General features: G+C 57.5%; 20 protein-coding genes. 8 read left to right on the top strand and 12 right to left on the bottom strand.

Annotated features, from left to right (window positions below; genetic code table 11):
• Positions 1–12: 12 nt before the first annotated feature.
• Positions 13–1,239: a sugar ABC transporter substrate-binding protein gene (locus HMPREF9238_RS06350; RefSeq protein ID WP_016444631.1), complete on the bottom strand. Its 1,227-nt coding sequence runs from the start codon at positions 1,237–1,239 to the stop codon at positions 13–15.
• Between the two features lie 288 nt (positions 1,240–1,527).
• Here HMPREF9238_RS06350 and HMPREF9238_RS06345 point away from each other — a divergent pair, with 288 nt between their 5' ends.
• Together HMPREF9238_RS06345 and HMPREF9238_RS06340 are read left to right on the top strand one after the other, a co-directional pair.
• On the top strand, positions 1,528–2,550 hold the full coding sequence (locus HMPREF9238_RS06345) for a LacI family DNA-binding transcriptional regulator (protein ID WP_016444630.1): 1,023 nt from the start codon (positions 1,528–1,530) through the stop codon (positions 2,548–2,550).
• A gap of 22 nt (positions 2,551–2,572) precedes the next feature.
• Entirely contained in the window at positions 2,573–4,261 is a 1,689-nt protein-coding gene (locus tag HMPREF9238_RS06340) for a glycoside hydrolase family 13 protein (RefSeq protein ID WP_016444629.1), read from the top strand.
• Between the two features lie 83 nt (positions 4,262–4,344).
• On the opposite strand, the gene HMPREF9238_RS06335 is transcribed toward HMPREF9238_RS06340, so the two are convergent.
• Positions 4,345–7,941 (bottom strand): proline dehydrogenase family protein, encoded by a 3,597-nt coding sequence (locus HMPREF9238_RS06335; protein WP_016444628.1) that lies wholly within the window; start codon positions 7,939–7,941, stop codon positions 4,345–4,347.
• Positions 7,942–8,141: 200 nt separating this feature from the next.
• Complete coding sequence (gene putP, locus HMPREF9238_RS06330) at positions 8,142–9,632, bottom strand: sodium/proline symporter PutP (RefSeq protein WP_016444627.1); 1,491 nt, start codon at positions 9,630–9,632, stop codon at positions 8,142–8,144.
• A gap of 280 nt (positions 9,633–9,912) precedes the next feature.
• On the opposite strand from putP, the gene HMPREF9238_RS06325 reads away from it, so the two are divergent.
• Genes HMPREF9238_RS06325 through HMPREF9238_RS06310 form a run of 4 tightly spaced genes read left to right on the top strand, consistent with a single transcriptional unit; the run spans position 9,913 to position 14,167 of the window.
• Positions 9,913–10,770, top strand: a complete 858-nt coding sequence (locus tag HMPREF9238_RS06325; RefSeq protein ID WP_016444626.1) for an SAM hydrolase/SAM-dependent halogenase family protein — start codon at positions 9,913–9,915, stop codon at positions 10,768–10,770.
• A gap of 37 nt (positions 10,771–10,807) precedes the next feature.
• Complete coding sequence (locus HMPREF9238_RS06320; RefSeq protein WP_232217610.1) at positions 10,808–11,362, top strand: ECF-type riboflavin transporter substrate-binding protein; 555 nt, start codon at positions 10,808–10,810, stop codon at positions 11,360–11,362.
• Positions 11,363–11,369: 7 nt separating this feature from the next.
• Positions 11,370–13,328 carry an ABC transporter ATP-binding protein gene (locus HMPREF9238_RS06315; protein ID WP_016444624.1) on the top strand — a complete coding sequence of 653 codons (1,959 nt, stop codon included), beginning with the start codon at positions 11,370–11,372 and terminating at the stop codon, positions 13,326–13,328.
• 2 nt (positions 13,329–13,330) lie between these two features.
• Complete coding sequence (locus tag HMPREF9238_RS06310; RefSeq protein WP_040316513.1) at positions 13,331–14,167, top strand: energy-coupling factor transporter transmembrane component T family protein; 837 nt, start codon at positions 13,331–13,333, stop codon at positions 14,165–14,167.
• A 27-nt stretch (positions 14,168–14,194) separates the two neighbouring features.
• On the opposite strand, the gene rlmB is transcribed toward HMPREF9238_RS06310, so the two are convergent.
• From rlmB to cysS, 3 genes are read right to left on the bottom strand one after another with little or no spacing between them, the layout of a single operon-like run.
• The gene (gene rlmB / locus HMPREF9238_RS06305) at positions 14,195–15,166 is read right to left on the bottom strand and encodes a 23S rRNA (guanosine(2251)-2'-O)-methyltransferase RlmB (protein ID WP_016444622.1); all 972 of its coding nucleotides are present in this window, start codon (positions 15,164–15,166) and stop codon (positions 14,195–14,197) included.
• Between the two features lie 59 nt (positions 15,167–15,225).
• On the bottom strand, positions 15,226–15,879 hold the full coding sequence (locus HMPREF9238_RS06300) for a rhomboid family intramembrane serine protease (protein ID WP_016444621.1): 654 nt from the start codon (positions 15,877–15,879) through the stop codon (positions 15,226–15,228).
• On the bottom strand, positions 15,864–17,294 hold the full coding sequence (cysS, locus tag HMPREF9238_RS06295; protein WP_016444620.1) for a cysteine--tRNA ligase: 1,431 nt from the start codon (positions 17,292–17,294) through the stop codon (positions 15,864–15,866). The genes HMPREF9238_RS06300 and cysS overlap by 16 nt, the downstream gene beginning before the upstream one ends.
• A 68-nt stretch (positions 17,295–17,362) precedes the next feature.
• Here cysS and ispF point away from each other — a divergent pair, with 68 nt between their 5' ends.
• Positions 17,363–17,857 carry a 2-C-methyl-D-erythritol 2,4-cyclodiphosphate synthase gene (ispF, locus tag HMPREF9238_RS06290; protein WP_016444619.1) on the top strand — a complete coding sequence of 165 codons (495 nt, stop codon included), beginning with the start codon at positions 17,363–17,365 and terminating at the stop codon, positions 17,855–17,857.
• 61 nt (positions 17,858–17,918) lie between these two features.
• Here the strand turns inward: ispF and HMPREF9238_RS06285 are convergent, their stop codons facing one another.
• From HMPREF9238_RS06285 to HMPREF9238_RS06265, 5 genes are all read right to left on the bottom strand, one after another.
• Entirely contained in the window at positions 17,919–19,352 is a 1,434-nt protein-coding gene (locus HMPREF9238_RS06285; RefSeq protein ID WP_016444618.1) for an MFS transporter, read from the bottom strand.
• A gap of 22 nt (positions 19,353–19,374) precedes the next feature.
• On the bottom strand, positions 19,375–20,139 hold the full coding sequence (ispD, locus tag HMPREF9238_RS06280) for a 2-C-methyl-D-erythritol 4-phosphate cytidylyltransferase (RefSeq protein WP_016444617.1): 765 nt from the start codon (positions 20,137–20,139) through the stop codon (positions 19,375–19,377).
• Between the two features lie 136 nt (positions 20,140–20,275).
• Positions 20,276–20,779, bottom strand: coding sequence for a CarD family transcriptional regulator (locus HMPREF9238_RS06275; RefSeq protein ID WP_016444616.1), 504 nt, complete (start codon positions 20,777–20,779; stop codon positions 20,276–20,278).
• A gap of 58 nt (positions 20,780–20,837) precedes the next feature.
• Positions 20,838–21,533, bottom strand: coding sequence for a response regulator transcription factor (locus tag HMPREF9238_RS06270; RefSeq protein ID WP_016444615.1), 696 nt, complete (start codon positions 21,531–21,533; stop codon positions 20,838–20,840).
• Complete coding sequence (locus HMPREF9238_RS06265; protein WP_016444614.1) at positions 21,534–22,697, bottom strand: sensor histidine kinase; 1,164 nt, start codon at positions 22,695–22,697, stop codon at positions 21,534–21,536.
• 198 nt (positions 22,698–22,895) lie between these two features.
• On the opposite strand from HMPREF9238_RS06265, the gene phoU reads away from it, so the two are divergent.
• Positions 22,896–23,546, top strand: coding sequence for a phosphate signaling complex protein PhoU (gene phoU / locus HMPREF9238_RS06260; protein ID WP_016444613.1), 651 nt, complete (start codon positions 22,896–22,898; stop codon positions 23,544–23,546).
• 95 nt (positions 23,547–23,641) lie between these two features.
• Here phoU and HMPREF9238_RS06255 read toward each other — a convergent pair whose 3' ends face one another.
• A complete protein-coding gene (locus HMPREF9238_RS06255; RefSeq protein WP_016444612.1) occupies positions 23,642–24,379 on the bottom strand; it encodes a phosphoglyceromutase in 738 nt (245 codons plus the stop codon).
• Between the last annotated feature and the right edge of the window lie 54 nt (positions 24,380–24,433).

Genomic DNA, 24,433 nt, shown 5'->3' with positions numbered 1-24,433 from the left:
CTTTTTGGTGAACTACTTGCCCAGCTCGGCCTGGATGTCAGAAATCATCTTGTTCCAGGTCTCAGCCGGATCGGAACCGTTCAGGATCTGAGCTTCAGTCTTGCCCCAGAAGGTCCACACGGCGCCCATTTCCGGAATGTTCGGCATCGGGAAGCCGCCCTCAGAAGCAGCCTTGAATCCAGCCATTAGCGGATCTGAAGCAGCCTTGTCAGCCGAAGCGGTCAAAGCCGGGAGGCGGTTACCAATAGCGAACAGCTCATCTTGAACTTCCTGCGAGCCTACGTAGTTCACCAGGAAGTCGTTAGCAAGCAGAGCGTTTTCCGACTTAGCAGAAATGAAGCCACCCTGGACGCCCAGGAACGGCACGCCCTTGTTGGGACCAGCGGACGGAATCGGATCAACCGCAATGTTCATGCCCTCAAAATCAGCAAGCATCCACGGACCGCCCAGAATGTAAGGCGACTTGCCATTCTTGAACGCATCCACAGCAACGTCGTAGGAAATGGAGGGGCTGATAACACCCTCGTTGCCCTTTTCCTGCAACCACTTCGCGAAGGCTTCACCCTCCGCGCCGCCAATGGAGAGATTCGAGGTGTAAGAACCGTCAGTCTTCTGCTCAAACACCGGGCCGGTGAAGGAGGACTGGAACGGGTACATGGTGTACGGGTCACCCTCGTCACCAACCTGGATCACGAACGGGTACTCGGTGCCAGCAGCCTTACCCTTCTCGATCATTTCGTCGAAGGTAGCCGGCGTTGCATCAACGAGGTCGGCGTTGCGAATGATTGCAAGGTTTTCAACCGCGTACGGCACGCCGTAAACCTGGCCGTCAAACGTGAATGCGGCAACGGAGCCTTCCGAGAAGTCCCCGGCCTTGTCGCCAAGCTCAACGGGAGCTACGAGACCGTTGTTTACGAACTCGCCAATCCAGTCGTTAGCACCAAACGCAATGTCCGGGCCCTGACCGGTTGGAACTTGCGTAGAGAACTCGGTACGCATCTGGTCGTTGTCTTTAACAACGAGCTCAACATCGTTTCCAGTAGCATTCTTGTATGCTTCTGCGGCCTTCTTGAACGCGGCCTCGCGGTTGGCGTCAACCCATACGGTTAAGCCCTGACCAGTGGACTGCGCCGCCGACCCGTCGGTTTCTACCTCTGTAGTGCCAGAGCCGCCGCCACATGCGGAAAGCCCAAGAACAGACAGAGCGCCAATTGTTGCTAGTGCAATGCCCCTTCGCATTCTTTTCTCCTTGAGATTCAACCTAAACTGTGTTCGTCATTGTCACACAAGCGATCTAGACACTTCCGATTGTAACGACCTTTCAGGTTTTTGCAAGAGTTTTCACAGATTTCTGTAACGATCGTAACCAGATGTTTATAAAGAACGCTCGAAACTAGCTGTTTTTGGCGGAAATAGTCGATCTTTTCCCATTTGTGCCGCACCTCATGTAATCTTTCAGGTAGTTCTGTAAAGCTTTGCACAAAGTTTTCACATTCCCCTGTAAAAGCAGCCTACAAAGGAGTGGCGATGGCTGAGCGAGTGCGCCTATCCGACCTTGCGCAGCAAGCCGGTGTATCCACCGCAACGGTCTCAAGAGTGCTCAACGGAAAATCGGAAGTTGCCGAAGACACTCGCCAAGCGGTTCTCCGCGCCCTCGACCTGCTCGGATATGAACGCCCAGAAAAGCTTCGCGCCCGCTCCGGCGGCCTCATCGGACTTATCGTTCCCGAGCTCACCAACCCCATCTTCCCGCAGTTCGTGCAACACCTATCCACCGAGATGCTCCGGCAAGGCTACACCCCGCTATTTGGAACCCAGTTTGCAGCTGGCTCAACCGAAGACTCCCTCGTGGAAGGCATCATGAGCCAAGGCGTTGCCGGCCTCGTATTCGTTTCCGGTCTGCACGCCGACCTCACCGCCAACACGCAGCGCTACCAAGACCTGATTGACAACCGCGTCCCGTTTGTCACGATAAATGGCGCCAACGCCAAGATTGATGCGCCCGATTTTTCTACCGATGACGCGGACGCCATCACCCAAGCCATGCGTCATCTGGTGGGCCTGGGACACAAACGGATCGGATTCGTTTCTGGCCCGCTACGCTTCAGCCCGGCACAAACCAAGTTCGAACGCTACCTCGAATGTGTAAAGCAGATGCTCCCCGACTCTGCTCCCATCCATTCCGAAACCCTCTTCACCGTAGAGGGTGGACAGGTCTCGGCTAAGGCCGTCCTTGACCAGGGCGCAACCGCGATCATTTGCACCTCCGACATTATGGCGTTGGGAACCATGCGTTACATTGTGGATCAAGGAATGAGCGTTCCCGAGGACGTATCGATCATCGGCTTCGACGACTCCGCAATGATGCCGTTCCTCTCCCCCGCACTCACCACCGTTCGCCAACCCGTACGCGCCATTAGCGAGGCCGCAGTAACCACCCTCGTCTCCCGCATCAAACAAGCGCCCAACGAAATGACGCTCACAACCTTCAAACCCGAACTAGTGGTGCGTGAAACCACCGCTCCGGCCAAGCAGACCGCATCCTCGTAAACGAATAGAAGCCCGCAACTTCATGCAGATTCTTCACTCGGAAAATACTTCAAACGAATGGTGGCGCGACGCCGTCATATACCAGATCTACCCCCGTTCTTTTGCCTCCAGTAGCGGGCCTATCGGAGACCTGGCGGGAATCACGTCGCGGCTGGATCACATCGCCAACCTGGGAGCCGACGCCATCTGGATTTCCCCGTTCTATGCCTCCCCGCAAAAAGATGGCGGCTACGACGTATCTGATTACCAGGCCATCGACCCGCTGTTTGGCAATCTCGGCGATGTGCGCGCGCTCATTTCACGTGCCCACAACCTCGGGCTTCGCGTAATCGTAGACCTCGTACCGAACCACACCTCGGACCAACACGAGTGGTTTCAAAATGCCCTGGCGGGAGGGCCAGGCGCGCCAGAACGCGACCTCTATTGGTTCCGCGAGGCCGCTCAGGCGCCCAACGACTGGCTTTCCATTTTTGGCGGGAAGGCGTGGACGCGCGTGAAAGATCGCGCGGACGCTCCTGGCTCCGCTTGGGAGAACGACGAATCTTGGTACTTGCACCTATTCGATTCCTCCCAGCCGGATCTGAACTGGGACAACCCACAGGTGCGCGAAGAGTTTTGTAGTATCCTGCGGTTCTGGCTAGATCTGGGAGTAGACGGCTTTCGCGTAGACGTGGCGCACGGCCTCGTGAAAGATCCTGATCTGCCAAACTACCAGTACCACTGGGACATGGTTTCGGGTGGAAACATGCTACCCGAGGATGTTCCTGAACCACCGCAGTGGAATCAGCCTGGCGTACATGACATTTACCGCGAATGGCGGCGGGTGCTAGACGAGTACGAGGGTGACCGGGCACTGGTTGCCGAGGCCTGGCTGAACAGACTCGAGGACGCGAAGCTCTACGTACGTGCGGACGAGATGAACCAGGCATTCAACTTCGACTTTCTCACTTCACCCGTAGACGCCGAATCTTACCGCGAGGTCATCGCCCGCTCTTTACAGGAGATGGACAGCGTAGGCGCGCCAACCACTTGGGTGCTTTCAAACCACGACGTGGTGCGTGCCGCCTCCCGGTTTGGTCTATCCAGGACTGGCAAGGGGCCTAATGGCATCCGCCCATTTGAAGAGCAACCGGACCCCGTACTGGGCCGGCGCCGCGCCCTTGCCACCCACGCCCTACAAGCGGCATTGCCCGGCTCCATCTACATCTACCAGGGCGAAGAGCTGTCACTACCCGAACACATGGCTGTTCCTGACGAGCTGCGCGAGGACCCCGCCTTCTACCGCACGCAGGGACGCGAGGCCGGCCGTGACGGCTGTCGCGTGCCTCTGCCGTGGGAAGCGAACGCCCCGGGCTTTGGATTCTCTCCTAGCGGATCCACGTGGCTCCCCCAGCCTGAGGAGTGGAACACACTTGCCGTGGACGTACAGGAAGCCGAGGCGTCCTCGTCCCTGAATTTCTTCAAGAAAATGTACCGCCTGCGCAAAGATCTAGGGTTTGGCCGGGCCGAGCTTCTGGACGCGCAGGAGGCCCATTTGCACTACGTGTCAAGGCTTCCTGGCCGCGCCGACGTACACATCGTCACGGCGTTTGACGAGGCCGTGGCGCTACCCGAGGGCGCTCGCATCCTGCTATCTACTGACGAGGTTGCGCCCGCACAGGCTTGCAACAACGAGGCCGCGCCAAACTCGACGGTTTGGTACACGCTGTAGGCAATCGCTTCGAATCAAACCAACAGTTTGGGCGGCTACCCCAAAAGGTGGCCGCCCAAACTTCTAGCTAAACCGCTCGCCTACTAAACCAGCACCTGGGTTGAGAGCGGAGTCTTGTTACCGAACCTGTGGTTGGTGATAGAAACTGCCTGCTCGCGCACGAACGGCAGGATTTCAACGCGACCGCACGTGGTGACCGGACCATCCCAAATGGCAACATCAATCGATCCGTCTACCGCGCGGCGCAGATCGTCACCGTCTTCGCCAATCATACGGATACGAATGTCGAGGTTCTCGCCCACTTCCACCTCCGTCTGAATGCGTTCGGCAAACTGGCGCTTGTTCTCCACGAGGATGTCGACGCCAAGGTTGCCCAACATAATCGACGGATCGGTTGGCAAGAATGTTTCCGTTGACACCGTCAAATCCATGCCCGTGTAGGCGCCGGCGGGAAGTTCGCGGATGAACGAGGTCTCGTCATCTGGATCTACCTTCACAATCTCACCGAGGGCAATACCTGCGCTGACCGCGCGGAATACTTCGTAAAGTGAAGCGTCCTTACCGACGCGGATCTGCGCGCCCACGGGCAGATAACGCAAGATGTTGCGTTCCACGTCAACCTGCGAGGGGTCATGAAGACGGCCAAACTCGGTGTCGATCGCGTGCTGGTCAGACTCCACGGCAATCGCAAGGCGCGCGTAGTCCTCTTGTGACAGCAGGCGCTTTGCAGATTCGAGGAGCTCGCGCAGCTGCGGGGCCTTCACGTTAGCTTCGTGTTCAACAGCCGGCGGGTAGGCGGAATCACGCTCACCTTCGACAACCGGCGCAACGGGTTTGATATCGCCAAATCCGTACAGGTAGTTTGGGCCTCCCGCCTTGGTGGTTTCCCCCACTGCGGAGCGCTTCCAGCCACCAAACGGCTGACGTTGCACGATTGCGCCAGTAATACCACGGTTTACATACACGTTGCCGGCTTCGACGTTGTTGAGCCAGTAGTTGATCTCATCGGGGTCCAGCGAGTGCAGGCCAGCCGTGAGGCCAAAATCAACCATGTTCTGTGCTGCGATGGCCTCTTCCAGCGTGTCAACGCGCATGACGCCAAGGATCGGGCCGAAGTATTCAACCAGGTGGTACTCGGAGCCCGGTTCCACGCCCACGCGCACACCGGGGCTCCACAGTCTGTTTGTATCGTCTAGGCGACGCGGCTTAAGCACCCACTTTTGACCTTCATCAAGGGTGGTGAGGCCGGCGAAGAGTTTCTCGCCCGGCTCGGACGACAGCGGCCCCATTTCTGCCGAGAGGTCGTCTCCCCAACCAATGTGCAGAGACTTCGCGGCGTCGACCAGCTGATTGTGCACGCGCTTGGAGAAGCCGGTTGATCCCACGAGAATCACATACGAAGCTGCCGAACACTTCTGACCTGCGTGACTGAAAGCGGAGTCAATGACATCCTTCACAGCAAGGTCAAGGTCGGCTGACGGAGTGATCACAATAGCGTTCTTGCCCGAAGTTTCCGCCATGATTCGCAAGGTGGGATCCCAAGAGCGGAACATTTGCGCCGTCTCCACACCACCGGTCAAAACTACGCGGCCAACGCGCTTGTCAGTTACTAGCTCGCGGCCCAGCTGGCGTTCGCCAACGGAGGCGAGGATGCACGCGGTGTCGGGAACGCCGGCAGTCCAGATGCATTCGGCCAACACCGCACCGGTGCGACGCGCAATAGAGGCCGGCTTCAAGATAGCTGCAGATCCGGCCGCGAGCGCCGCAAGCGTGCCGCCCGCGGGGATAGCGATGGGGAAGTTCCACGGCGGGGTCACAAGGGTGACGTCTACCGGTTCGAACTTAGCACCCTGGAGGTTTTCGAGGTCGAGAGCGCGTTCTGCGTAGTAGTGGGCGAAGTCGATGGCTTCAGAGACTTCAACGTCGGCCTGCTGGAGCGATTTGCCCAGTTCGGATGCGACTACCTCGATGAGTTCACCCCGGCGCTTACCCAGTTCCACACCAACTTTGTGGAGGAGGTCGGAGCGTTCCCTGGCGCTGCGCCTCGCCCATTCGCGGCCTCCTTCGACAGCGCGTTCGAGCATGTCGTTTAGCGCGTCTTCGCTGTCGATTACTGCGGCTTCGATGGTTTCGTTACCGAGCTTGGAGTCCTTGATACGGGCTGCGATTTCGCGCGCCCACTGCAGGTTTTCGGGTAGCGACGGGTCGGAGTCCGGCGTGTTCTTGAACGTCCAGCCTCCAGCGGGAGTGGTCACAGGCTTCGCAATGTCTTCAACCGTTTCCGTGCTGCGATCCTGATGACGGTTTGCACCCACGCGGCGGTCACCTTCGCGCTCCATCTGCTCAACGGCAGCCAGGAAGCGCTTCTTCTCCTTGTCGAATGCGCCGGGGTCGGTACCGATGTCGAAGATCGAAGCCATGAAATTTTCATCCGCCGAGTTTTCCTCCAACCGGCGCACCAGGTAAGAGATTGCCACGTCGTACTCGTCTGGGCTGACAACCGGGACGTACAGCAGGAGGTTGCCTACGTCCTCGCGAACCGCGGAAGCCTGCTGGGTGGCCATGCCCGAGAGCATTTCGATTTCGATTTCGTCTTGTACGCCGCGCTCAAGAGCGAGCTCCCACGCCGCTGCGATGGTGAAGAGGTTGTGGCCGGCAACGCCGAGTTTCACGTTTTTTAGGCGCTGCGGAGTCATCGCCCAGTTGATGATGCGCAGGTAGTTCGCATCGGTGGCCTGTTTAGATTCCCAGGTGGTCAATTCCCATCCGCGCATCGCGGCATCGACGCGTTCCATTGCGAGGTTCGCGCCTTTCACCACGCGCACTTTGATGGGGGCTCCCCCGTTTGCAACGCGCTTAGCTGCCCATTCTTGCAGGTCTTTCATAGCGTTGAGCGTGTCGGGGAGGTACGCCTGGAGCACGATACCAGCCGAGTAGTTCTTCATTTCAGGTTGGTCGAGCAGGCGCTTGAACACGTCAATGGTGAGGTGCAGGTCGCGGTACTCTTCCATGTCCAGGTTGATGAACTTGCGGGCGGGGTGTGCCGCCGCGTACTTGTACAACGGCAGCAGTTCGGTGAACGCGTGATCTACCACGTCGTCGTAACCCCACGGGTTGTGCGGGCCAGTGACGGCTGAAACTTTTAGTGAAACGTAGTCGATGTCATCGCGCTCGAGCAACCGTTTGGTGTCGGCAAGGCGTTTCGCGGCTTCCTTGTCGCCCAATACGGCCTCGCCAAGCAGGTTTACGTTCAGCGAGGCGCCGCCTGCCTTGAGGCGTTGGATTGCGGGGCCGAGCTTGTCGTCAGTTACATCGACAACGAGGTCTCCCACCAACTGGCGGAATACGCGGCGCGCGGCCGGCACGGAAACCTCTGGAACAAACTTGCCAACGGTTCCGCCAATGAGGGCGGGGGTGCGCAGGTACCACGGGAGGAAATCCGGGTTCTTCTTGCCGGTTTCAGCTAGGTGGTTTGCCGCTACCTGCTGGTCTTCGGGCCTGACGACGCCGTCAACAAATGAGACGGTGTAGTCAAGGCCGCCCTCATCTTCGAGGACGTCGGCTAGGAGTTTTGCGGCCGGATCAATGGGGCACTTGGTTGATTCGTCTGCCCATTTGCGCGCCCGATTGAGGGCCCGTTCTGCGATTTGGGAAAAGTCCGTTGCTTCCGGCGCGGTCATTTGATCTCCTTTGATTGACCTTCCGCATGCGAGGCTATGCGAAGTGCTTTGCTCTAACTATATTGGGGATTTCTTCTGGTGCACAGGTAAAGCAATTTATATCTTCTGCGCAGATACTTTTATCCGTTTTCGCGGGCGATACCTGGCGTACACGCCAGCGCAGCCCTTGCACTTAGCAAGAGCTGCGTTACGCATGTGGGTTAGTCTGCCGAGACTCCCCAAAGGGCCTCGTCAAACTCCTTATCGATATCTTCGTTCGGCTTGTAGGTCATGTTAGAAACGACTACTGCGAACAACAGGTTTAGGAGGAATCCGGGCAGGATTTCGTACAGGTCGAAAACGCCACCGGACACGTTGCCCCAGATACCAACCGTAACCGCTCCGGCGATCATGCCGGCAATAGCTCCCTGGTAGGTGAACTTGCGCCAGTAGAGCGAGAGGATAACGGTGGGGCCAAAAGAGGCGCCAAAGCCGGCCCACGCGAATGCGACGAGGGCGAGGATTGTATCCGAGCGGGGCCACGCGAGGGCGGTAGCGAGTACCGCGACGGCCGCTACAACGACGCGACCCGCGAGCACACCGTCATTACCCGACAGGTCGCGCCTAGTGAACGCGCGGTAAATGTCCTCAACAACTGCAGAAGACGTGACCAGTAGCTGTGAGGAAATAGTAGACATGATGGCTGCGAGAATAGCGGCCAGCATGAAACCGGCAACGAGGGGGTGCATGAGGAGCTGGCCGAGTGAGATGAATACCGACTCTGGGTTGGCGAGCTGCGCCTCGTCGTGCTTGTAAACGGCTACGCCTACGAGGGCGGTCATGCCGGCTCCGATCACCGCGAGTAGCATCCAGCCGATGCCGATGCGGCGAGCGGCAACGGATTCCTTCGCGGATCGTAGCGCCATGAAGCGCACGATGATGTGGGGCTGGCCGAAATAGCCCAGGCCCCAGGCGAGCGCAGAAATAATGCCCATCGCGGCCACCCCCGCAGCGGCACCACCGGAAAGGGAGAAGATGGTGGGATCTACCTCGTTAATGGCGCTGACCATGTTTGAAAAACCGCCCACGTGCACAATGCCAACGAGAGGAACGAGAGCGAGGGCGGTAACCATCATGAGGCCCTGCACCACGTCCGTCCACGACACGGCAAGGAAGCCACCGATGAGCGTGTAGAGCACAACGATTGCGGAAACGATGACGAGGCCAAGGTGGTAGTTCATGCCGAACGACGCTTCGAAGAATGCGCCGCCAGCTACCATGCCGGACGAAACGTAGAACGTGAAGAAGATAAAGATAATGATGCCCGCAACGATGCGGATAAGGTGCGAACGGTCGCGCAGACGCTGGCCGAGGAAGGAGGGGACGGTGATGGAGTCAGCCGCTACATGCGAGTAGGAGCGCAATCTCGGCGCTACGAACTTCCAGTTGAGCCAGGCGCCAATGGTTAAACCAACTGCGATCCACCCTTCGATGAGGCCGTTTAGGTAGATTGCTCCAGGAAGGCCCATGAGGAGCCAGCCGGACATGTCGGACGCGCCGGCGGATAGAGCCGCGGCCGTTGGGCCAAGCTTGCGACCGCCGAGCATGTAATCGTCAAAGTCACTCGTTCGGTTGTAGGCAAGCAGGCCAATCATGACCATGACTACCAGGTAGATGATCATGGCGATTGCCTGGTATGTCGTAGTAGACATGCGGGTACCCTCCTTTTGGGCAGATTTCAGTGAACATAACGATCAGCGACAAAGATCCTCGATGTCAAGGCTCGTTATCTTTTCGTGATGCTTGACTCCCAGTTGGTCTCACGTTTCGGTCATTTTTAAGAAATTGGCTTTATAACAGGACATTTGCGTGCAAATGCGCTCCCGGGAGCGCGGCGAGGCGCTTCAACCCAATTATGAGACTTCGTGAACTTGCAGATCATATATGCACGTATGATGGACGCGTTCCCAGATCCCTACGCTCAGGAAACCCATGAAGCCCTTGATTATGCAGTCTGATTTCGGATATTCAGATGGCGCCGTGTCGGCAATGCACGGTGTGGCATACGGCGTGGACTCAGATCTTCCGATTGAAGACCTCACCCACAACATTCCGCCTTACGACGTTTGGGAGGGATCTTGTAGGCTCGCACAAACCCTCGCGTACTGGCCCGCAGGTTCGGTGTTTGTTTCGGTTGTGGACCCGGGAGTGGGCTCGGATCGGCTTTCCGTCGTGGCAAAAACTAAGTCCGGGCATTTCGTCGTGACGCCAGACAACGGAACACTGACCCACATTGCTGTCACCTACGGTTTGGACGAGCTACGCGAGATTGACGAATCCGTTAACCGTCTGCCCGGCTCGAACCACTCCTACACGTTTCACGGGCGTGATATTTACGCGTACACGGGTGCGCGCCTGGCGTCCGGCAAGATCACGTTCGCGCAGGTAGGCCCCGCCCTCGAAACTGAAAAGGCCATCATGTTGCCGGTCATGAAACCAAGGATTGAGGGCGGCAAAGCTTTTGGCACCATCGACACGCACGATGTTCGATACGGGTCGCTGTGGACGAATATCCCCCGCGAACTGTTCCTTGACCTGGGGGCCAAAATGGGCGAGTACGTTCGCGTACACATAGAAAACCAGCTAGGAGACGTCTATTCGGCTCCTCTGAAGTACGTGCGCTCGTTTGCGGACGTGTCGGTTGGCGAACCGCTCATTTACACGAACTCTTTGGACAACATGGCTATCGCGATTAACCGAGGCTCATTTGCGATGGCTTATTCCGTTGGGCAAGGAACACAGTGGAAGGTGGATTTTGAGTATCCACTAGATGACTCTCCCCTCGTTTAATCTGCTAATCCCTTTCAATACAAGTAGAAAGAAAACAATGATGAATAAGACTTCGCCAACCACTGCTGTGGTAGCTACGGGTATTGGCGCGGCCCTCTTTTTCGTGCTCGGCCGTTTTCTTGTAATTCCCACGCCGATTCCGAACACGACCATTAACATCCAGTACGCGCTACTAGCCGTGTTCGCTCTGCTTTACGGCCCGGTGGTTGCCGGCCTGATGGGGCTGATTGGTCACTTCCTGATTGACGCCACCTCGTACGGACCCTGGTGGTCTTGGATCGTAGCATCGGCTATTGCCGGCCTAATCATGGGCCTAATGATGCTGAAAGACAACGTGCAGGACGGCCCGATCAACCGAGGCGGCCTGGTGCGTTTCAACGTTGCCGTGGTGGTAGCGCACGCAGTGTCGTGGGCCATCTTGGCGCCGCTTCTCGATATTTTGTTCTACTCTGAGCCCGCTTCGAAGGTGTTCACTCAGGGCGCGGTCGCTGGTGTTTCTAACATCCTCACCACCGCTATCATCGGTTCCCTAATTGTGGTTGCCTACGCGAAGACCCGCACGTCCGCTGGCTCGCTTGCGGAAAAGGAATAAGCCGGCTGTGACTGAGTCTCATTCGAATGGGGCGAGCCCAACCGCACGCGACGTTGCAAGCGCTGCGAGCGGGCAGGCCCGCCCCGCGAATGATGCTCCCAACCCGGGCACTGTACCTCGCTCGGGTTCGGAAGCCGCCTTGCCACAGGACCAACCGAACTCGTCAGGTGCTGCACCTGAACCCATCATTGAGTTTTGCAATTTCACTTTTCAATATCGCGCGCAATCCTCTCCCACTCTTCGGGGTATCAATCTGACGATCAACCGTGGCGAGAAAGTTGCGATTGTAGGCCAGTCTGGTTCTGGTAAGTCCACACTGGCACACGTAATCAACGGGCTCATCCCCTACCGCTTCCCCGGAGAACATTCCGGCACGGTGAGGGTTGCCGGTATTGACCCAACCCAAACTCCCCTGCATGAGCTTTCTAAAATCGTGGGCACAGTAATGCAGGATCCAGATGGCCAGTTCATTGGGCTGACAGTTGCAGAAGATATTGCTTTCTCGCTCGAAAACGATCTGGTGGAGCAAAGCCAGATGCATTCGCGAGCGCAACAGGCCGCCTCCGTCGTTGGTATTGAGAACCTCCTAAAGGCCTCCCCACAAGACTTGTCGGGCGGTCAAAAACAGCGCGTGTCCATGGCTGGCGTGCTCGTAGACGACGTGCAGATTCTGCTTTTTGACGAGCCACTGGCTTCCCTTGACCCCGCTTCTGGACAGCAGGCTATTGAGACGATTGCCGCGTTGCACCAGCGCCCACCCCAGGGCACAACCGTCATCATCATCGAACACCGTTTAGAAGACGTCTTGCACCGACACGTGGATCGCATAATCGTTGTAGATCGCGGCCAGATCGTAGCGGACGGCACGCCGAACGAAATTATTGCTTCGCGAGTATTAACCGATCATGGGATTCGCGAACCGCTCTACATTACGGCTCTGCGCATGGCCGGCCACAACGTCACCGCTGCGGACGAACCCGCGTCGGTACACTCCGTCCACATTCCAGATAATGCGCGGGCCGAGCTGGCAAAGTGGGCGCGTGAACCGCGTCAGACTGCGCGCAAGCCTGACCCGATTTTGAAGCTAGAGGACGCGAATTTCGGGATTAACGAAGTCGAAATCATCAAGGGTGTTTCAACCGAGATTTATCGCGGCGAGGTAGTTGCTATCTGTGGCACCAACGGGGCGGGAAAGTCTACTTTAGCCAAACTCATTTGCGGTTTTGAAAAACCAGATTCTGGTCGCATCTACCTAGATGGCGAGGACATCACTGACGCTCCTATTGCGCGACGCGGCCGCCGAATCGGGTTTGTCATTCAAAACCCCAATCAGATGATTTCGAAGACCCTGATTATTGAAGAGGTTTCCCTGGCCCTGCAAGGCCTCGACATTTCTGCCGAAGAGAAGAACGGGCGCATTGAGCAAGCGCTTCGCACGTGCGGCCTGTGGGTGTATCGGGAATGGCCAATCTCTGCACTGTCTTACGGGCAGCGCAAGCGCGTCACTATCGCGTCAGTCATGGTTACCACGCCAGACATCATCATTTTGGATGAGCCCACGGCCGGGCAAGACTGGGCGCACTACACCGAAATCATGGAGTTCCTAAAGGGTTTGAACAACTCTGGTATCACGGTTGTGCTGATTACCCACGACATGCACCTGGCACTCGAATATACCGAACGCACACTCGTCATGTCTGATGGCAAGGTGATTGCCGCTCGCTCTTCCGCCTCCGTACTCGCAGACCCCGAGCTAGCCAAGGCGGCTTCGCTAAGAACCACCTCGCTGTATGACCTGGCTCTTCGAATCAACCCGCAGCCGGGCCCGCTCGACAACGCCAATGACCGCTCCCATGCGCAGGCAGAAAACTCGCTTGACCCAACCGCGTTCATTGAGCAGTTCATCGCACGTGAAAACGAGTGGCGCGAGGACGTCCTGGCTAAACACTTGGGAACGGGGCGATAACAGTGGCTGAAAGAACTGCCGTTTTAGGCTATATTCCCCGTGAATCGTTTATGCATTCGCTAACGGGGACTACAAAGCTCATCATGATGATCAACGCGTCCATCGCGGCAATGCTGGGCTTTGATACGCGCTTCTTGGTGCTCATAGTGTTCGTGTCCGTGTTCTTGTCGATCTCTTCAAAAATTGAGCTGTCAAAACTGAAGGTCGTGCTGTGGTTCATTTTTGTCCTCATGATTTTGAACAACATCATGATTTTCGTCTTCGCCCCGCAGTACGGCACCGAGATTTATGGAACCAGCACGCCGCTTTGGCATTTGACTAACCGCTACACGTTCACGGCAGAGCAGCTGTTCTACCAGTTGAACGTGACGCTGAAGTATTTTGCGGTACTGCCTGTAGCCCTCCTATTCATTGTCACCACGTCCCCATCCGAGTTCGCGTCTTCGCTCAACCGGATTGGGGTTCCCTACCGGGCTTCCTACTCGGTTGCATTAGCGCTGCGTTACATTCCGGACGTGCAGCGCGAATACCGTGAGATTTCTCAAGCGCAGCAAGCTCGCGGGATAGACACATCCAAAGATGTTTCGTTTGGCACGCGCGTCAAAAACAGCGCGTCCATCCTGTTCCCCCTATTGCTGTCCTCCCTGGAACGTATTGAAACGATTTCTACTGCAATGGAGCTACGCGGATTTGGTAAGCACAAGACGCGCACGTGGTACACCTCTCGACCGCTACTTGCCCGCGACTGGGTGGCCATTGCACTTTCGGTAGCTTTACTTGCTCTGGCTGCCTGGCTCATTAGCGTCAATGGAGGACGGTTCTACAATCCGTTCATTTAGCGGCCGCACTCGGATTGCAAACTGTGATTAGCTCTGTGCGGCGCGTTTTTGTGAAATCTCGTAGAGGGCGATGCCGGTAGCGACAGCGGCGTTGAGGGATTCAACTGCGGAGCTGATCGGGATGGACACGATTTGATCGCAGGTTTCGCGCACCAGGCGGGAGAGTCCTTTTCCTTCCGCACCGGTAACTACAACGAGTGGTTCATTGGCTAATTCAAGGTCACGCAGGCTGACGTCTGCCCCACCATCAAGGCCGATGACGAAGCATCCTGCCTCTTTTAGTGCGCGCAGCGACTGCACGAGGTTTGTTTCACGCGCAACGGGCACTCGAGAAACGGCGCCGGCAGACACTTTCCACACGGTTGCGTTAACAGAGGCGCTACGCCTTTCGGTGATCAGTACTCCGGTAGCGCCAAATGCGCCGCCCGAACGCAGCACGGCACCCAGGTTGTGCGGATCGGTTACCTGATCAAGAGCAATGATAAGCGGGGTTTTGAACTCGTCCTGAGCAATCTGAAGAAGATCAGCTACGGCCACATATTCGTATTCGGGAACTTCAATGCCAATGCCCTGATGCGCGGTTTCGCCGGACGCATTCTCGAGGTCGCGGCGCGTGCACTCCATGATGGTTGCGCCCTGTGTGGAGGCGGCGCGCAGAACGCTGGCGACGCGCTCATCGGTGGGGTCACCGGCAATGAATACGCGGATGATTTCAATACCGGATTCGACGGCCTCCCACACAGGGTTGCGGCCCACGATGAGTTCGTGGCCGCGCGCGATCTTTATGGAGGTGCGATTGCGGTGGGCTTCGCGCTGGCGTTGCTTAGCCAGCTCAACCTCGCGCTCCTGCTTGCGTTTGTAGGCTACGTGGTATTCGCGGTCTTCTGCCCTCGGGGTTGGGCCTTTGCCGCGCAGGCCGCGCCGACGCTGACCGCCACTTCCCTTGGTTGGACCTTTGCCTGCACGCTTGCGTCCGCGCGCGCCGCCATCAACCGCCATGATTACCTGCCTTTGCTTAATTTACTGGCGCCTATTGTAGCGAACATCCGAGCCGCGACTTAATAAGGATTGGGCGGGCGCCGCGCGGCGTTTTCAGACCTGGGTTCAACAACCTTCTCCGCTATAACCGCAACAACGATGCCACCCACAAATCCGCCCACGTGAGCCTGCCATGACACTCCCCCAGATGGGAGGAAGCCAACGATAATCGTGGCACTATAGGCACTAAGAAGCGCGATCGCCACCACAATCCTCACTAATTTGACCCTGGGCGTTCGCTCTACCAGTGCGGCAGCAAGAATATATCCAAAGTAGCCAAATACGATTCCAGACGCCCCAATAGTTAGGCCCGCCGGAGTGAACGCGCTGATAAACAGGCCCGCACCGATTGCAGAGCCCGCGAACACGGCCAGCCAGCGCCGCTTCCCCTCCAACCCGATTGTGACCCCCAGCAGGGCGAGAAATGTCGTGTTACCGCTTACGTGCGCCACGGATCCGTGCAGGAATATGGACGTGAAGTACGTCCAGGGCCGCGAAAAGTCATGGGCGGGAACGCCAAAGTTGAGTAGTAGCTCTCGCCCGCCCAGGGGTTGGAGGAGGAATACCACCCATACGAGCAGGACCACGCCCAGCGGGCCGGCAAGGCGCTCCATAATGGTGCCGCGCCCGCGCGGCATAACCTCTTGCACGCGTGGATCTATCCGATATGCCATCGGGCTCCGTCAGCTCCATCCTCAACAACAACACCAGCCGCAGCTAAACCGTCTCGGATCGAATCGGCCGTAGACCAGTCTTTCGCGGCGCGTGCCTGCTCGCGCTGTTCAATCAGGTGATTTACGAGGACGTCCAGGGCCTTGTCTTTCCCACTCACGTCCCCCTCTTCACTGACCCACTGCGGCGATGCCGGATCCAAGCCAAGGATGTCGAGCATTGCGCGCACATCCAGTAGCGCCTCGCGTACCTCCCCCTCAGAGCCATCCGCGAGGGCCTGGTTACCGGCCTTCATACGCTCATAAACCACGGCCAAGCCGCCCGCCACGTTCAGATCATTGTCGAGGGCGTCTGCGAAGGCTTGCGGTACAGCTCGCTCGGCGACCTCACTCTCGGTCACGCCCGCTACCTCACCGGCGCGCTGGACGAATCCGGAAATGCGCTCCCAGGCGGCAGCAGCAGCGTGAATCGTTTCTTCGGAATAATCCACGGTAGAGCGGTGGTGCACCGTGCCCAGAGCGAAACGCAACACCGGTGCGGGCACGCGTTGCAAAATGTCTGCAACCACCAGGGAGTTGCCGAGCGACTTCGACATCTTCTCCCCCTTCATCGTCACCCACGCGTTGTGCACCCACAGGCTTGCAAACGGCCAGCCAGCGCCATGAGACTGCGCCTGCTCGTTCTCGTGGTGGGGGAAACGCAGGTCGATGCCGCCTCCGTGAATATCGAACGCCTCCCCCAGGTAGCGGCGCGACATTGCGGAACACTCCAAGTGCCAGCCGGGACGGCCCGGCCCCCACGGGGACTGCCAGGAAGCAGTACTCGGCTCAGTCGGCTTAGCGGCCTTCCATAGGGCGAAGTCACGCGGGTCGCGCTTCCCCGCCTCGACGCTGGAATCGATCTGCGACTCGTCTTCCGTAGTGCGCATCTGCGCTAAATCCTGGTGGGTTAACGAACCGTAGTCATCTAGCGAATGTACGTCGAAATAAACGTTGCCGGCCCCATCCGGGTATGCGTGTCCGCGCTCAATCAGGCGCTCCACTAACTGCACCTGGTCCAGGATGTGTGCGGTTGCGCGCGGCTCAAACGTAGGCGGAAGAAGCCCAAGAGCATCGTAAGCCTGCGCGAACTCGCGCTCAAACTTGGATGCCCACGCCCACCACGGCTGGCCGGCCTCGGCGGATTTGTTCAAGATTTTGTCGTCAATATCCGTAATGTTTCGGATGTAGGTGACCTTCATGCCGTTCTTCTTTAGCCAGCGGATCAGCGTGTCAAACGCTACCGCGGACCGCAAGTGCCCGATGTGGGGGCTACCCTGCACGGTGGCTCCACACAGGTAGATGCCAACCTCGCCCTCGTGAACGGGCTTTAGTGGCTGGAGGGAACGGCTTTTGGTGTCGTAAAGATGAAGATTCACGCCCCTAGCCTACCCAGCTGGCGCGCATGGGGCATAACGTTTTCTACGCGCGGCGTTAAACTGGCCCCATGACTGCGCTTTTGCCTATTCGCACCGGTATTGGTTTTGACACGCACGCTTTTGCGCCCGCAGATTCGGGGCGGAAGATGATGATGGCGTGCCTTGAGTGGCCCGGCGAGGTGGGCTTGGAGGGGCATTCCGATGCTGATGTTGCGGCGCACGCGTGCTGCGATGCTCTACTTGCGGCGGCGAGCCTGGGGGATTTGGGAACAAACTTTGGCACGTCAAGGCCAGAATGGTCGGGCGCGAGTGGCGAGGCTCTCCTGCGCGAAACAGTACGCCTGGTGGAGCAGGCCGGTTACGCGATTGTGAACGTGTCCGTGCAAATCATCGGGGAGCGCCCGCGCATCGGGGAGCGCAGGGCTGAGGCGGAACAACGCATGAGCGAGGTTGTTGGAGCTCCGGTAAGTTTTGCTGCTTCAACCACCGATAAGCTTGGTTTTGCCGGACGGAGCGAGGGAGTTGCGGGCATTGCGTCCGCACTGGTGCAGCGGATAGGCTAGCTGGCCCCAAGTGGTTGACGCGCCTGTTCTACCCGGGCCGCTACGGCCCCGGACATTGAGATCAGTCCTCAAAAGCTCCCAGGTGCGCCTGTTCTGCCTTGACCGGCAAGATCAGCATGAGCCCCACAAAGAGGATGAGGACGATACCGAGGATTCCCCAGTACTGCGACGAGGCGCCCTCGGGAACGAAGTTCGATCCCAGCCGCACAGATAGGCCGAAGCACAGCGGCGCCAGGAAAGACACGGCGCGGCCGGTTGTGGCGTACAGGCCAAACACCTCGCCCTCACGCCCTTCGGGAATGAGACGGGCGAGGAAGGTGCGCGAAGCCGACTGGCAGGGGCCAACAAACACGGTGAGAATCAGGCCAAGCACCCAGAACGTGCCGGAGCCGGCGTCGTGGAGGATGAAGATCAAAATGCCGTCTATCACCATTGCTATCAGCGAGATCAAAATGACGGCCTTTGGCCCGACTTTGTCGTCCAACGCGCCAAATCCGATGGTCGCAATACCCGCAACAACGTTTGCCACGATACCGAAAATCAACACGTCACCCGCGCTGAATCCGAACGTGCCGGCCGCGATGATAGCGCCGAACGTGAACACGCCCGCGAGTCCGTCACGGAAGATTGCGGACGCAATCAGGAAGAAAATCGTGTGCGGCGACGTGTTCCACAGGTCTTTAATGGTCTTAAACAAAAGCTTGTAGGACTCGATAATCGATTCGCGTCCAGCCTCGTCTGCGCCCGCCACCTTGCGGCCAGGAACCGCGATGAGGACGGGGATTGTAGATAGTCCGAACCAGAGGGCAGAAATCAACATGGACACGCGAATGTTAAGACCGTTGTCGGCGGTTACGCCAAACCAACCGACCTCGGGAGCGATGAAGCCGAAGTAGAGAATCAGCAACAAAATGATGCCGCCCACGTAACCCAGACCCCAGCCGAGGCCCGACACGCGGCCCATCGTCTTAGGTGTGGACACGCGCGCGAGCATCGCGTTGTAGTTCACGGACGCGAACTCGAAGAAGATGTTGCCAAAGCCAAGTAACGCAATGCCAAGCCACATTGCGCCCAGCGGGCCAAGCGCAGACTCAGGATGGACAAAGAACATCATGCCGGTCAGCATCACCACCACGTAAGTGTTGAAGCCCAGCCAGAAAGTGCCCTTACCGCGCCTGTCCGCACGCTGGCCGGTAATCGGCGCGAGTAGCGCGATCACGAACCCCGCGATCGTGAGGCCAAGGCTCAACGACTCCGATGCCTTATCCGTATCGGCAAACATGCCGGAAGTCAGGTAAACGGAGAATACGAAAGTGGTGGCAACCGCGTTAAATGCGGCCGAGCCCCAGTCCCAAAGCGACCATGCAAGAACGGTCTTATTTAGGATGCTTTCTTTTTTAGCGGGAGCTTCGTTGCCAAAACTGTGATTGGTTGATGATGTACTCACGCCTCTGACTTTAACCCGAAAACAGAAAAATATGGATGCAAATCCCATTTAGTAACGTTTGCGACGCGCGCTATTCGTCCAGCAGGCTTTGATACTGGTCTGGCCGGGCGAGAATTGCGCCGGCAACGATTAGGTCTAGTTTGGTCGTAATCTTCATAGACAGCGCGCTTCCAGGCGTCACGTGCACGTCCTCACCAAGGGCTTCCACAAGTCCCGCGTCGTCGGTTAGTTCCACACCTTTTGCTAGGAGTTCGCGGCCTGCCTCATGTGCACGCATCGCGGTTTCCCAGTGGAAGCCTTGCGGGGTTTGCACTCCGCGCAACTGCGCGCGATCAACCTGCCCAATGACTTTTTCGATTTTCGAGGAAGCCGGAACCGGCTCCACAACCTTTTGCGTGTCGGTAACGGGAACCACTGGAATAACGGCCCTCAGCCCGCCCTCGAGCGCCTCAATGACGTCTCTAATGGCCCGCTCGGGGGTGAGGCAGCGGGCAGCGTCGTGAATGAGCACGGGCGTGCGATCATCTAGCTCCTTGCCAATCTGTTTGGCGAGACGCGGAATTTCGAGCAGTCCGTTGTACACCGAATCTTGACGAATGCTACCACCGGGAACCACAGCAACTTCTGGTTCCGCAACAAACATCTTTTCGAACTCGCTCAGGTGACTAGGCGGGGCGGTCACCACCACCCCATCCGCACCAGCATCGCGAATACCGTCCACGGCGCGGCGCACGAGGGGCACGCCAGCTAGCTGTACCAGTGCCTTCGGCATGTCATGGCCCAGCCGCGACCCTGAACCTGCGGCTGTAACAACTGCGAAAACCGACCTACTCATCACGCCTCCTCGCGCCGGCGCAACACTGCGCGCTCCCGAAAAACACCATGCCCAATTTTGATCCCCCGCCGCTGCTCACACCGGCCGCGCATAAATTTTGAGGCCGCAGGTGCGGCCTCAAAATAGGAGGATCTGTTTACTCTTCCACCTCTTCAATCCCCTCCGCGAGGATCTCATCAAGGCGATCGCTAGCTACATCCTCATCAACCTCTCGGGAGAGAGCCAACTCGGAAGTCAGAATCTGACGGGCCTTAGAGAGCATGCGCTTCTCCCCGGCAGACAGTCCCTTCAGGGCGTCACGGCGAGACAGGTCGCGAACCACCTCGGCAACGCGAACAATATCGCCCGTCGCAATCTTTTCCTGGTTTGCCTTGTAGCGGCGCGACCAGTTTGAAGGTTCTTCCGTGTTCTCCTCACGGAGCGTGTCCATGACCTCTTCGAAGCCCTCTTCGTCAACGACGTCACGAACCCCAACGAGTTCCACGTTCTCTGCGGGAACCTGAATCGTTAGATCGCCCGTAGTCACGCGAAGCGTAAGATAAGTTCTTTCCTTGCCAGCAAATTTGCGCGTAGAAATCTCTTCGATTGTGGCAGCGCCGTGATGTGGGTACACAACGGTTTCGCCCACTTTGAATGTCATTGCTGTAAAACTCCTGCTGTTAGCTCAACGTCCCTATTTTACCAGCAATTCCGCGCGCTTACTCGAGAGGGTCCACCATCTTGTAACCCAGCCCACGCACAGTCTGCAACAGTTGTGGATTAGAAGGATCTTCTTCAATGCGTGAACGCAAGCGCTTTACATGCACGTCCAACGTCTTCGTGTCCCCCACGTAATCCGGGCCCCACACGATGTTGATAATCTGCGTCCTCGTAAGCACGCGATTCACGTTGCGCATCAAAAGCTCAAGCAGTTCAAACTCGCGAAGCGGCAGGTGAACCGGTTCGCCATCAACCTCAACTTCATGCCGATCCACGCGCACCAGCACGTTACCGACAGTGAGGATATCTTCCTCATCCGCGCTTTCGATCTCCGGCACGCGCCGGCGCAACACCGCGCGAATACGTGCAAGCAGTTCGCGGTAGGAGTACGGCTTTGTCACGTAATCATCCGCCCCGAGCTCTAGGCCCACCACGCGATCCACCACGTCATCTTTTGCCGTAACCATAATGATTGGCACCTTCGACGTGCGGCGCACCTGACGGCACACCTCCGTGCCGGAGATTCCCGGAAGCATCAGGTCAAGCAAAACCAGGTCAGGAGTGGCCGCCTCCAGCATTGCGAGAGCAACCTCGCCGCTTTCCGCCTCTAGCACCTCGTACCCATCTCTGCGCAGACTGAAAGCAAGAGGCGTGCGTAGTGATTCCTCATCCTCAACAACTAAAATCGTTTTCATTTAACGCTCCTCGCTTTCTTCCAAATCCGCAAAATCCGCATCTCGTTCGCCCTCGGCTTGCGGAATCACTAGCGTAAACGTGGAACCGTGGCCCTTCTTTGACCACACGGAAACAGTTCCACCATGATCTGCCGCAACGTGTTTCACGATAGATAGGCCCAGGCCCGATCCACCAGTGTTTCGCGACCGACCCGGATCCACGCGGTAGAACCGTTCAAAAACGCGTTCTTTTTCTGCCTCATCCATGCCGATTCCGGTGTCTACAACCGCAACGCGCACCAGGTCATCCACAACCGAACTCTTTACGCTCACGCGCGTGTGCGGATCTGAGTAGCGAATTGCGTTATCCACCAGGTTGCGAACTGCGGTGACGAGCAGGTTGTGATCACCCCAAACGATGCCGCCGGAGGGCTCGCCCACCTCGATTTCGATATTCGAGGCAGCCGCCCGGTTGCTCTCCAACTGCACGGCTTCCCACACAACCTCGTCAATGTTAATCCGCTGGGCCCGCATCAAGGGGTCGCCGGTTTCGAGGCGCGAAAGCTCAATCAGATCCTGCACGAGGGTGGAAAGACGCGCCGCTTCTGAGGCCATCTTGGGAGTGAACATGCGAACCACTTCGGGGTCGTAGTCACTGTCTTGCAGAGTTTCCGCGATGAGTCCAATAGCGCCGATTGGGGTTTTCAGCTCGTGGGAAACATTCACCGTGAAATCGCGGCGAACCGCGTCAACACGTTTTTGCTTCGTCTCATCGTCGATCAAAATCAGGACGCGCCCACCAAGTAGCGCAGCTACGCGAACATCTAAGTAAATGGGAGAATCTGACGAGTATCGCGATCGAGGTAGCTGCATCTTCTTGCGCAGTGTCACCCCGTTTTTACGCACATCCTCAACCATTTCAAGCACCTGCTTGTGCACGATCACTTCATCGCGAACGAGGCCGAGCGTGTACGCCTGCGCGTCTGCCCTCACAATACGGTTTTCACTGTCCACAATGACCGAGCTTGAGGCCATAGCGGTGAGGGCGGATTTAAGCTCCGGGTTCACCGGCGGCTCGAATTCTTCTTCTTGGGGGGATTCATGGATCTGGGATTGGGATACGCGAAATGCCAACCCTGCTCCGGCCCCTACGAATAGACCAACGAGGGCCACCAAAATTAACAAACTCGTCTCCACACCACTCACAATATAGACAATAGGGCGAAAACCCGTTGATTGTCGCGATTAAACCAAACATCCGACATCCGTTAACCAATCGTTAACCTGTTGCATCCAGCCGTGACACCCGCGCATGGTGTTATTACTTTCGGCTATAAGTAGGCCCATCCTAAGGGCCTCAAGCACCACATTGGAGGAATGAGAATGCGGGAGATGTACACCCAGGAGCTCACTCAGCTCGGCAACCAACTTTCACGCATGGCAGCGCAAGTTTCAAGGGCGGTTAGTCGCGCCTCACGCTCACTCGATGAGAATGACAGCGCACTGGCGGAACAGACGATCGATGCGGATGAGCGCATTGACGACCTCGCCTACATTATCGATGAGATGTGCACGCAGCTTCTGGCGTTGCAAGCTCCTGTTGCCCGTGACCTGCGACTGATCGTTACCGGCCTGCGCATGACCAAGACGCTAGAGCGCATGGGCGATCTGGCGCGCAACATTGCGATCATTGCCCGTCAGCAGGCACACACCGACGCGCTCCCGCCTGAGATTGTGGGGATTGTTAAGAAGATGGGCGTACAGGCGCGTATCGCGGGCGAGAACACCGCGAAACTTATGGAGGATCCCAACACCGACCTCGCAAATCAGATGCAGACCGATGATGACGTGATGGATGACCTGCACGTGCAGCTCCACCGTATGCTTTTGGATCCAGACCTTGTGCTGACCCCCACTCAGATCATTAATCTGACGTTGGTTGGCCGTTATTACGAGCGTTTTGGTGACCACGCCACCAATGTTGGTCGCAACGTCATGTACTTGATTGAGGGCGAGCGGTTTCTCGCTGAATAAGCGGCGCACCGCAGATTTCGAGGCTACCTGCCTACTGTTTTAAGCGCGAAAAGGGGCGATGACCGTATTGGTCATCGCCCCTTCTTGTAGTTTGTTTACTTGCCCTGTGCGGCTACGGCGGCGATCTTCGCCTCGGCCTCAGGATCAAGGTAGGTGCCGCCCTTCTTGATGGGCTTGAGCGTTTCTTCGTCAAGCTCGTAAAGTAGCGGAACGCCGGTGGGGATGTTCACTGCCGAGATGTCCTCGTCGGAAACATCGTCAAGGTGCTTCACGATTGCGCGTAGCGAGTTGCCGTGCGCTGCAATCAGAACGGTCTTACCGCTCTTGATATCCGGAACGATCTGCTCATCCCAGTACGGAAGCAGACGCTCGAGGACGTCCTTTAGGCACTCGGTTGCCGGAATCGGCTCGCCCGCGTAACGCGGATCGCCATCCTGGGCAAACTCCGAACCAGCCTCGATTGCCGGTGGCGGCACGTCGTAGGAGCGGCGCCACTGCATGAACTGATCTTCGCCGTACTCGTCGCGGATTTCTTTCTTGTTCTTGCCCTGAAGCGCACCGTAGTGACGCTCGTTTAGACGCCACGAACGCTTAACCGGAATCCAATGGCGGTCAGCAGCGTCAAGCGCCAGGTTTGCCGTGTAGATTGCGCGGCGAAGTAGGGACGTGTAGAGGATGTCCGGCAGGACACCTTCCTGCTTAAGAAGCTCGCCGCCATGAACGGCCTCTTCCTTACCTAGTTCTGTCAACGGAACGTCAACCCATCCGGTGAACAGGTTCTTTTCGTTCCAATCGCTTTGCCCATGACGGAGCAGAATCAATTTAAAAGCCATGGCCTCATTATCCCATGTATGACTAGCAATGTCTTTAGGTTAGACCCGGTTTTG

It is taken from the genome of Gleimia europaea ACS-120-V-Col10b (genome assembly GCF_000411155.1).
In the GTDB taxonomy this organism is placed as follows: Bacteria; Actinomycetota; Actinomycetes; order Actinomycetales; family Actinomycetaceae; genus Gleimia; species Gleimia europaea_B.
Note: the sequence above shows the minus strand (reverse complement) of the source record. Positions and strands in the feature narration are given on the sequence as shown.

Excerpts from the sequence above, each read along its gene's own strand:
- HMPREF9238_RS06350 (WP_016444631.1), bottom strand. The coding sequence starts at position 1,239 with ATGCGAAGGGGCATTGCACTAGCAACAATTGGCGCTCTGTCTGTTCTT.
- HMPREF9238_RS06345 (WP_016444630.1), top strand. The coding sequence starts at position 1,528 with ATGGCTGAGCGAGTGCGCCTATCCGACCTTGCGCAGCAAGCCGGTGTA.
- HMPREF9238_RS06340 (WP_016444629.1), top strand. The coding sequence starts at position 2,573 with ATGCAGATTCTTCACTCGGAAAATACTTCAAACGAATGGTGGCGCGAC.
- HMPREF9238_RS06335 (WP_016444628.1), bottom strand. The coding sequence starts at position 7,941 with ATGACCGCGCCGGAAGCAACGGACTTTTCCCAAATCGCAGAACGGGCC.
- putP (WP_016444627.1), bottom strand. The coding sequence starts at position 9,632 with ATGTCTACTACGACATACCAGGCAATCGCCATGATCATCTACCTGGTA.
- HMPREF9238_RS06325 (WP_016444626.1), top strand. The coding sequence starts at position 9,913 with ATGAAGCCCTTGATTATGCAGTCTGATTTCGGATATTCAGATGGCGCC.
- HMPREF9238_RS06320 (WP_232217610.1), top strand. The coding sequence starts at position 10,808 with ATGATGAATAAGACTTCGCCAACCACTGCTGTGGTAGCTACGGGTATT.
- rlmB (WP_016444622.1), bottom strand. The coding sequence starts at position 15,166 with ATGGCGGTTGATGGCGGCGCGCGCGGACGCAAGCGTGCAGGCAAAGGT.
- HMPREF9238_RS06300 (WP_016444621.1), bottom strand. The coding sequence starts at position 15,879 with ATGGCATATCGGATAGATCCACGCGTGCAAGAGGTTATGCCGCGCGGG.
- ispF (WP_016444619.1), top strand. The coding sequence starts at position 17,363 with ATGACTGCGCTTTTGCCTATTCGCACCGGTATTGGTTTTGACACGCAC.
- HMPREF9238_RS06285 (WP_016444618.1), bottom strand. The coding sequence starts at position 19,352 with ATGGGATTTGCATCCATATTTTTCTGTTTTCGGGTTAAAGTCAGAGGC.
- ispD (WP_016444617.1), bottom strand. The coding sequence starts at position 20,139 with ATGAGTAGGTCGGTTTTCGCAGTTGTTACAGCCGCAGGTTCAGGGTCG.
- HMPREF9238_RS06275 (WP_016444616.1), bottom strand. The coding sequence starts at position 20,779 with ATGACATTCAAAGTGGGCGAAACCGTTGTGTACCCACATCACGGCGCT.
- HMPREF9238_RS06270 (WP_016444615.1), bottom strand. The coding sequence starts at position 21,533 with ATGAAAACGATTTTAGTTGTTGAGGATGAGGAATCACTACGCACGCCT.
- phoU (WP_016444613.1), top strand. The coding sequence starts at position 22,896 with ATGCGGGAGATGTACACCCAGGAGCTCACTCAGCTCGGCAACCAACTT.
- HMPREF9238_RS06255 (WP_016444612.1), bottom strand. The coding sequence starts at position 24,379 with ATGGCTTTTAAATTGATTCTGCTCCGTCATGGGCAAAGCGATTGGAAC.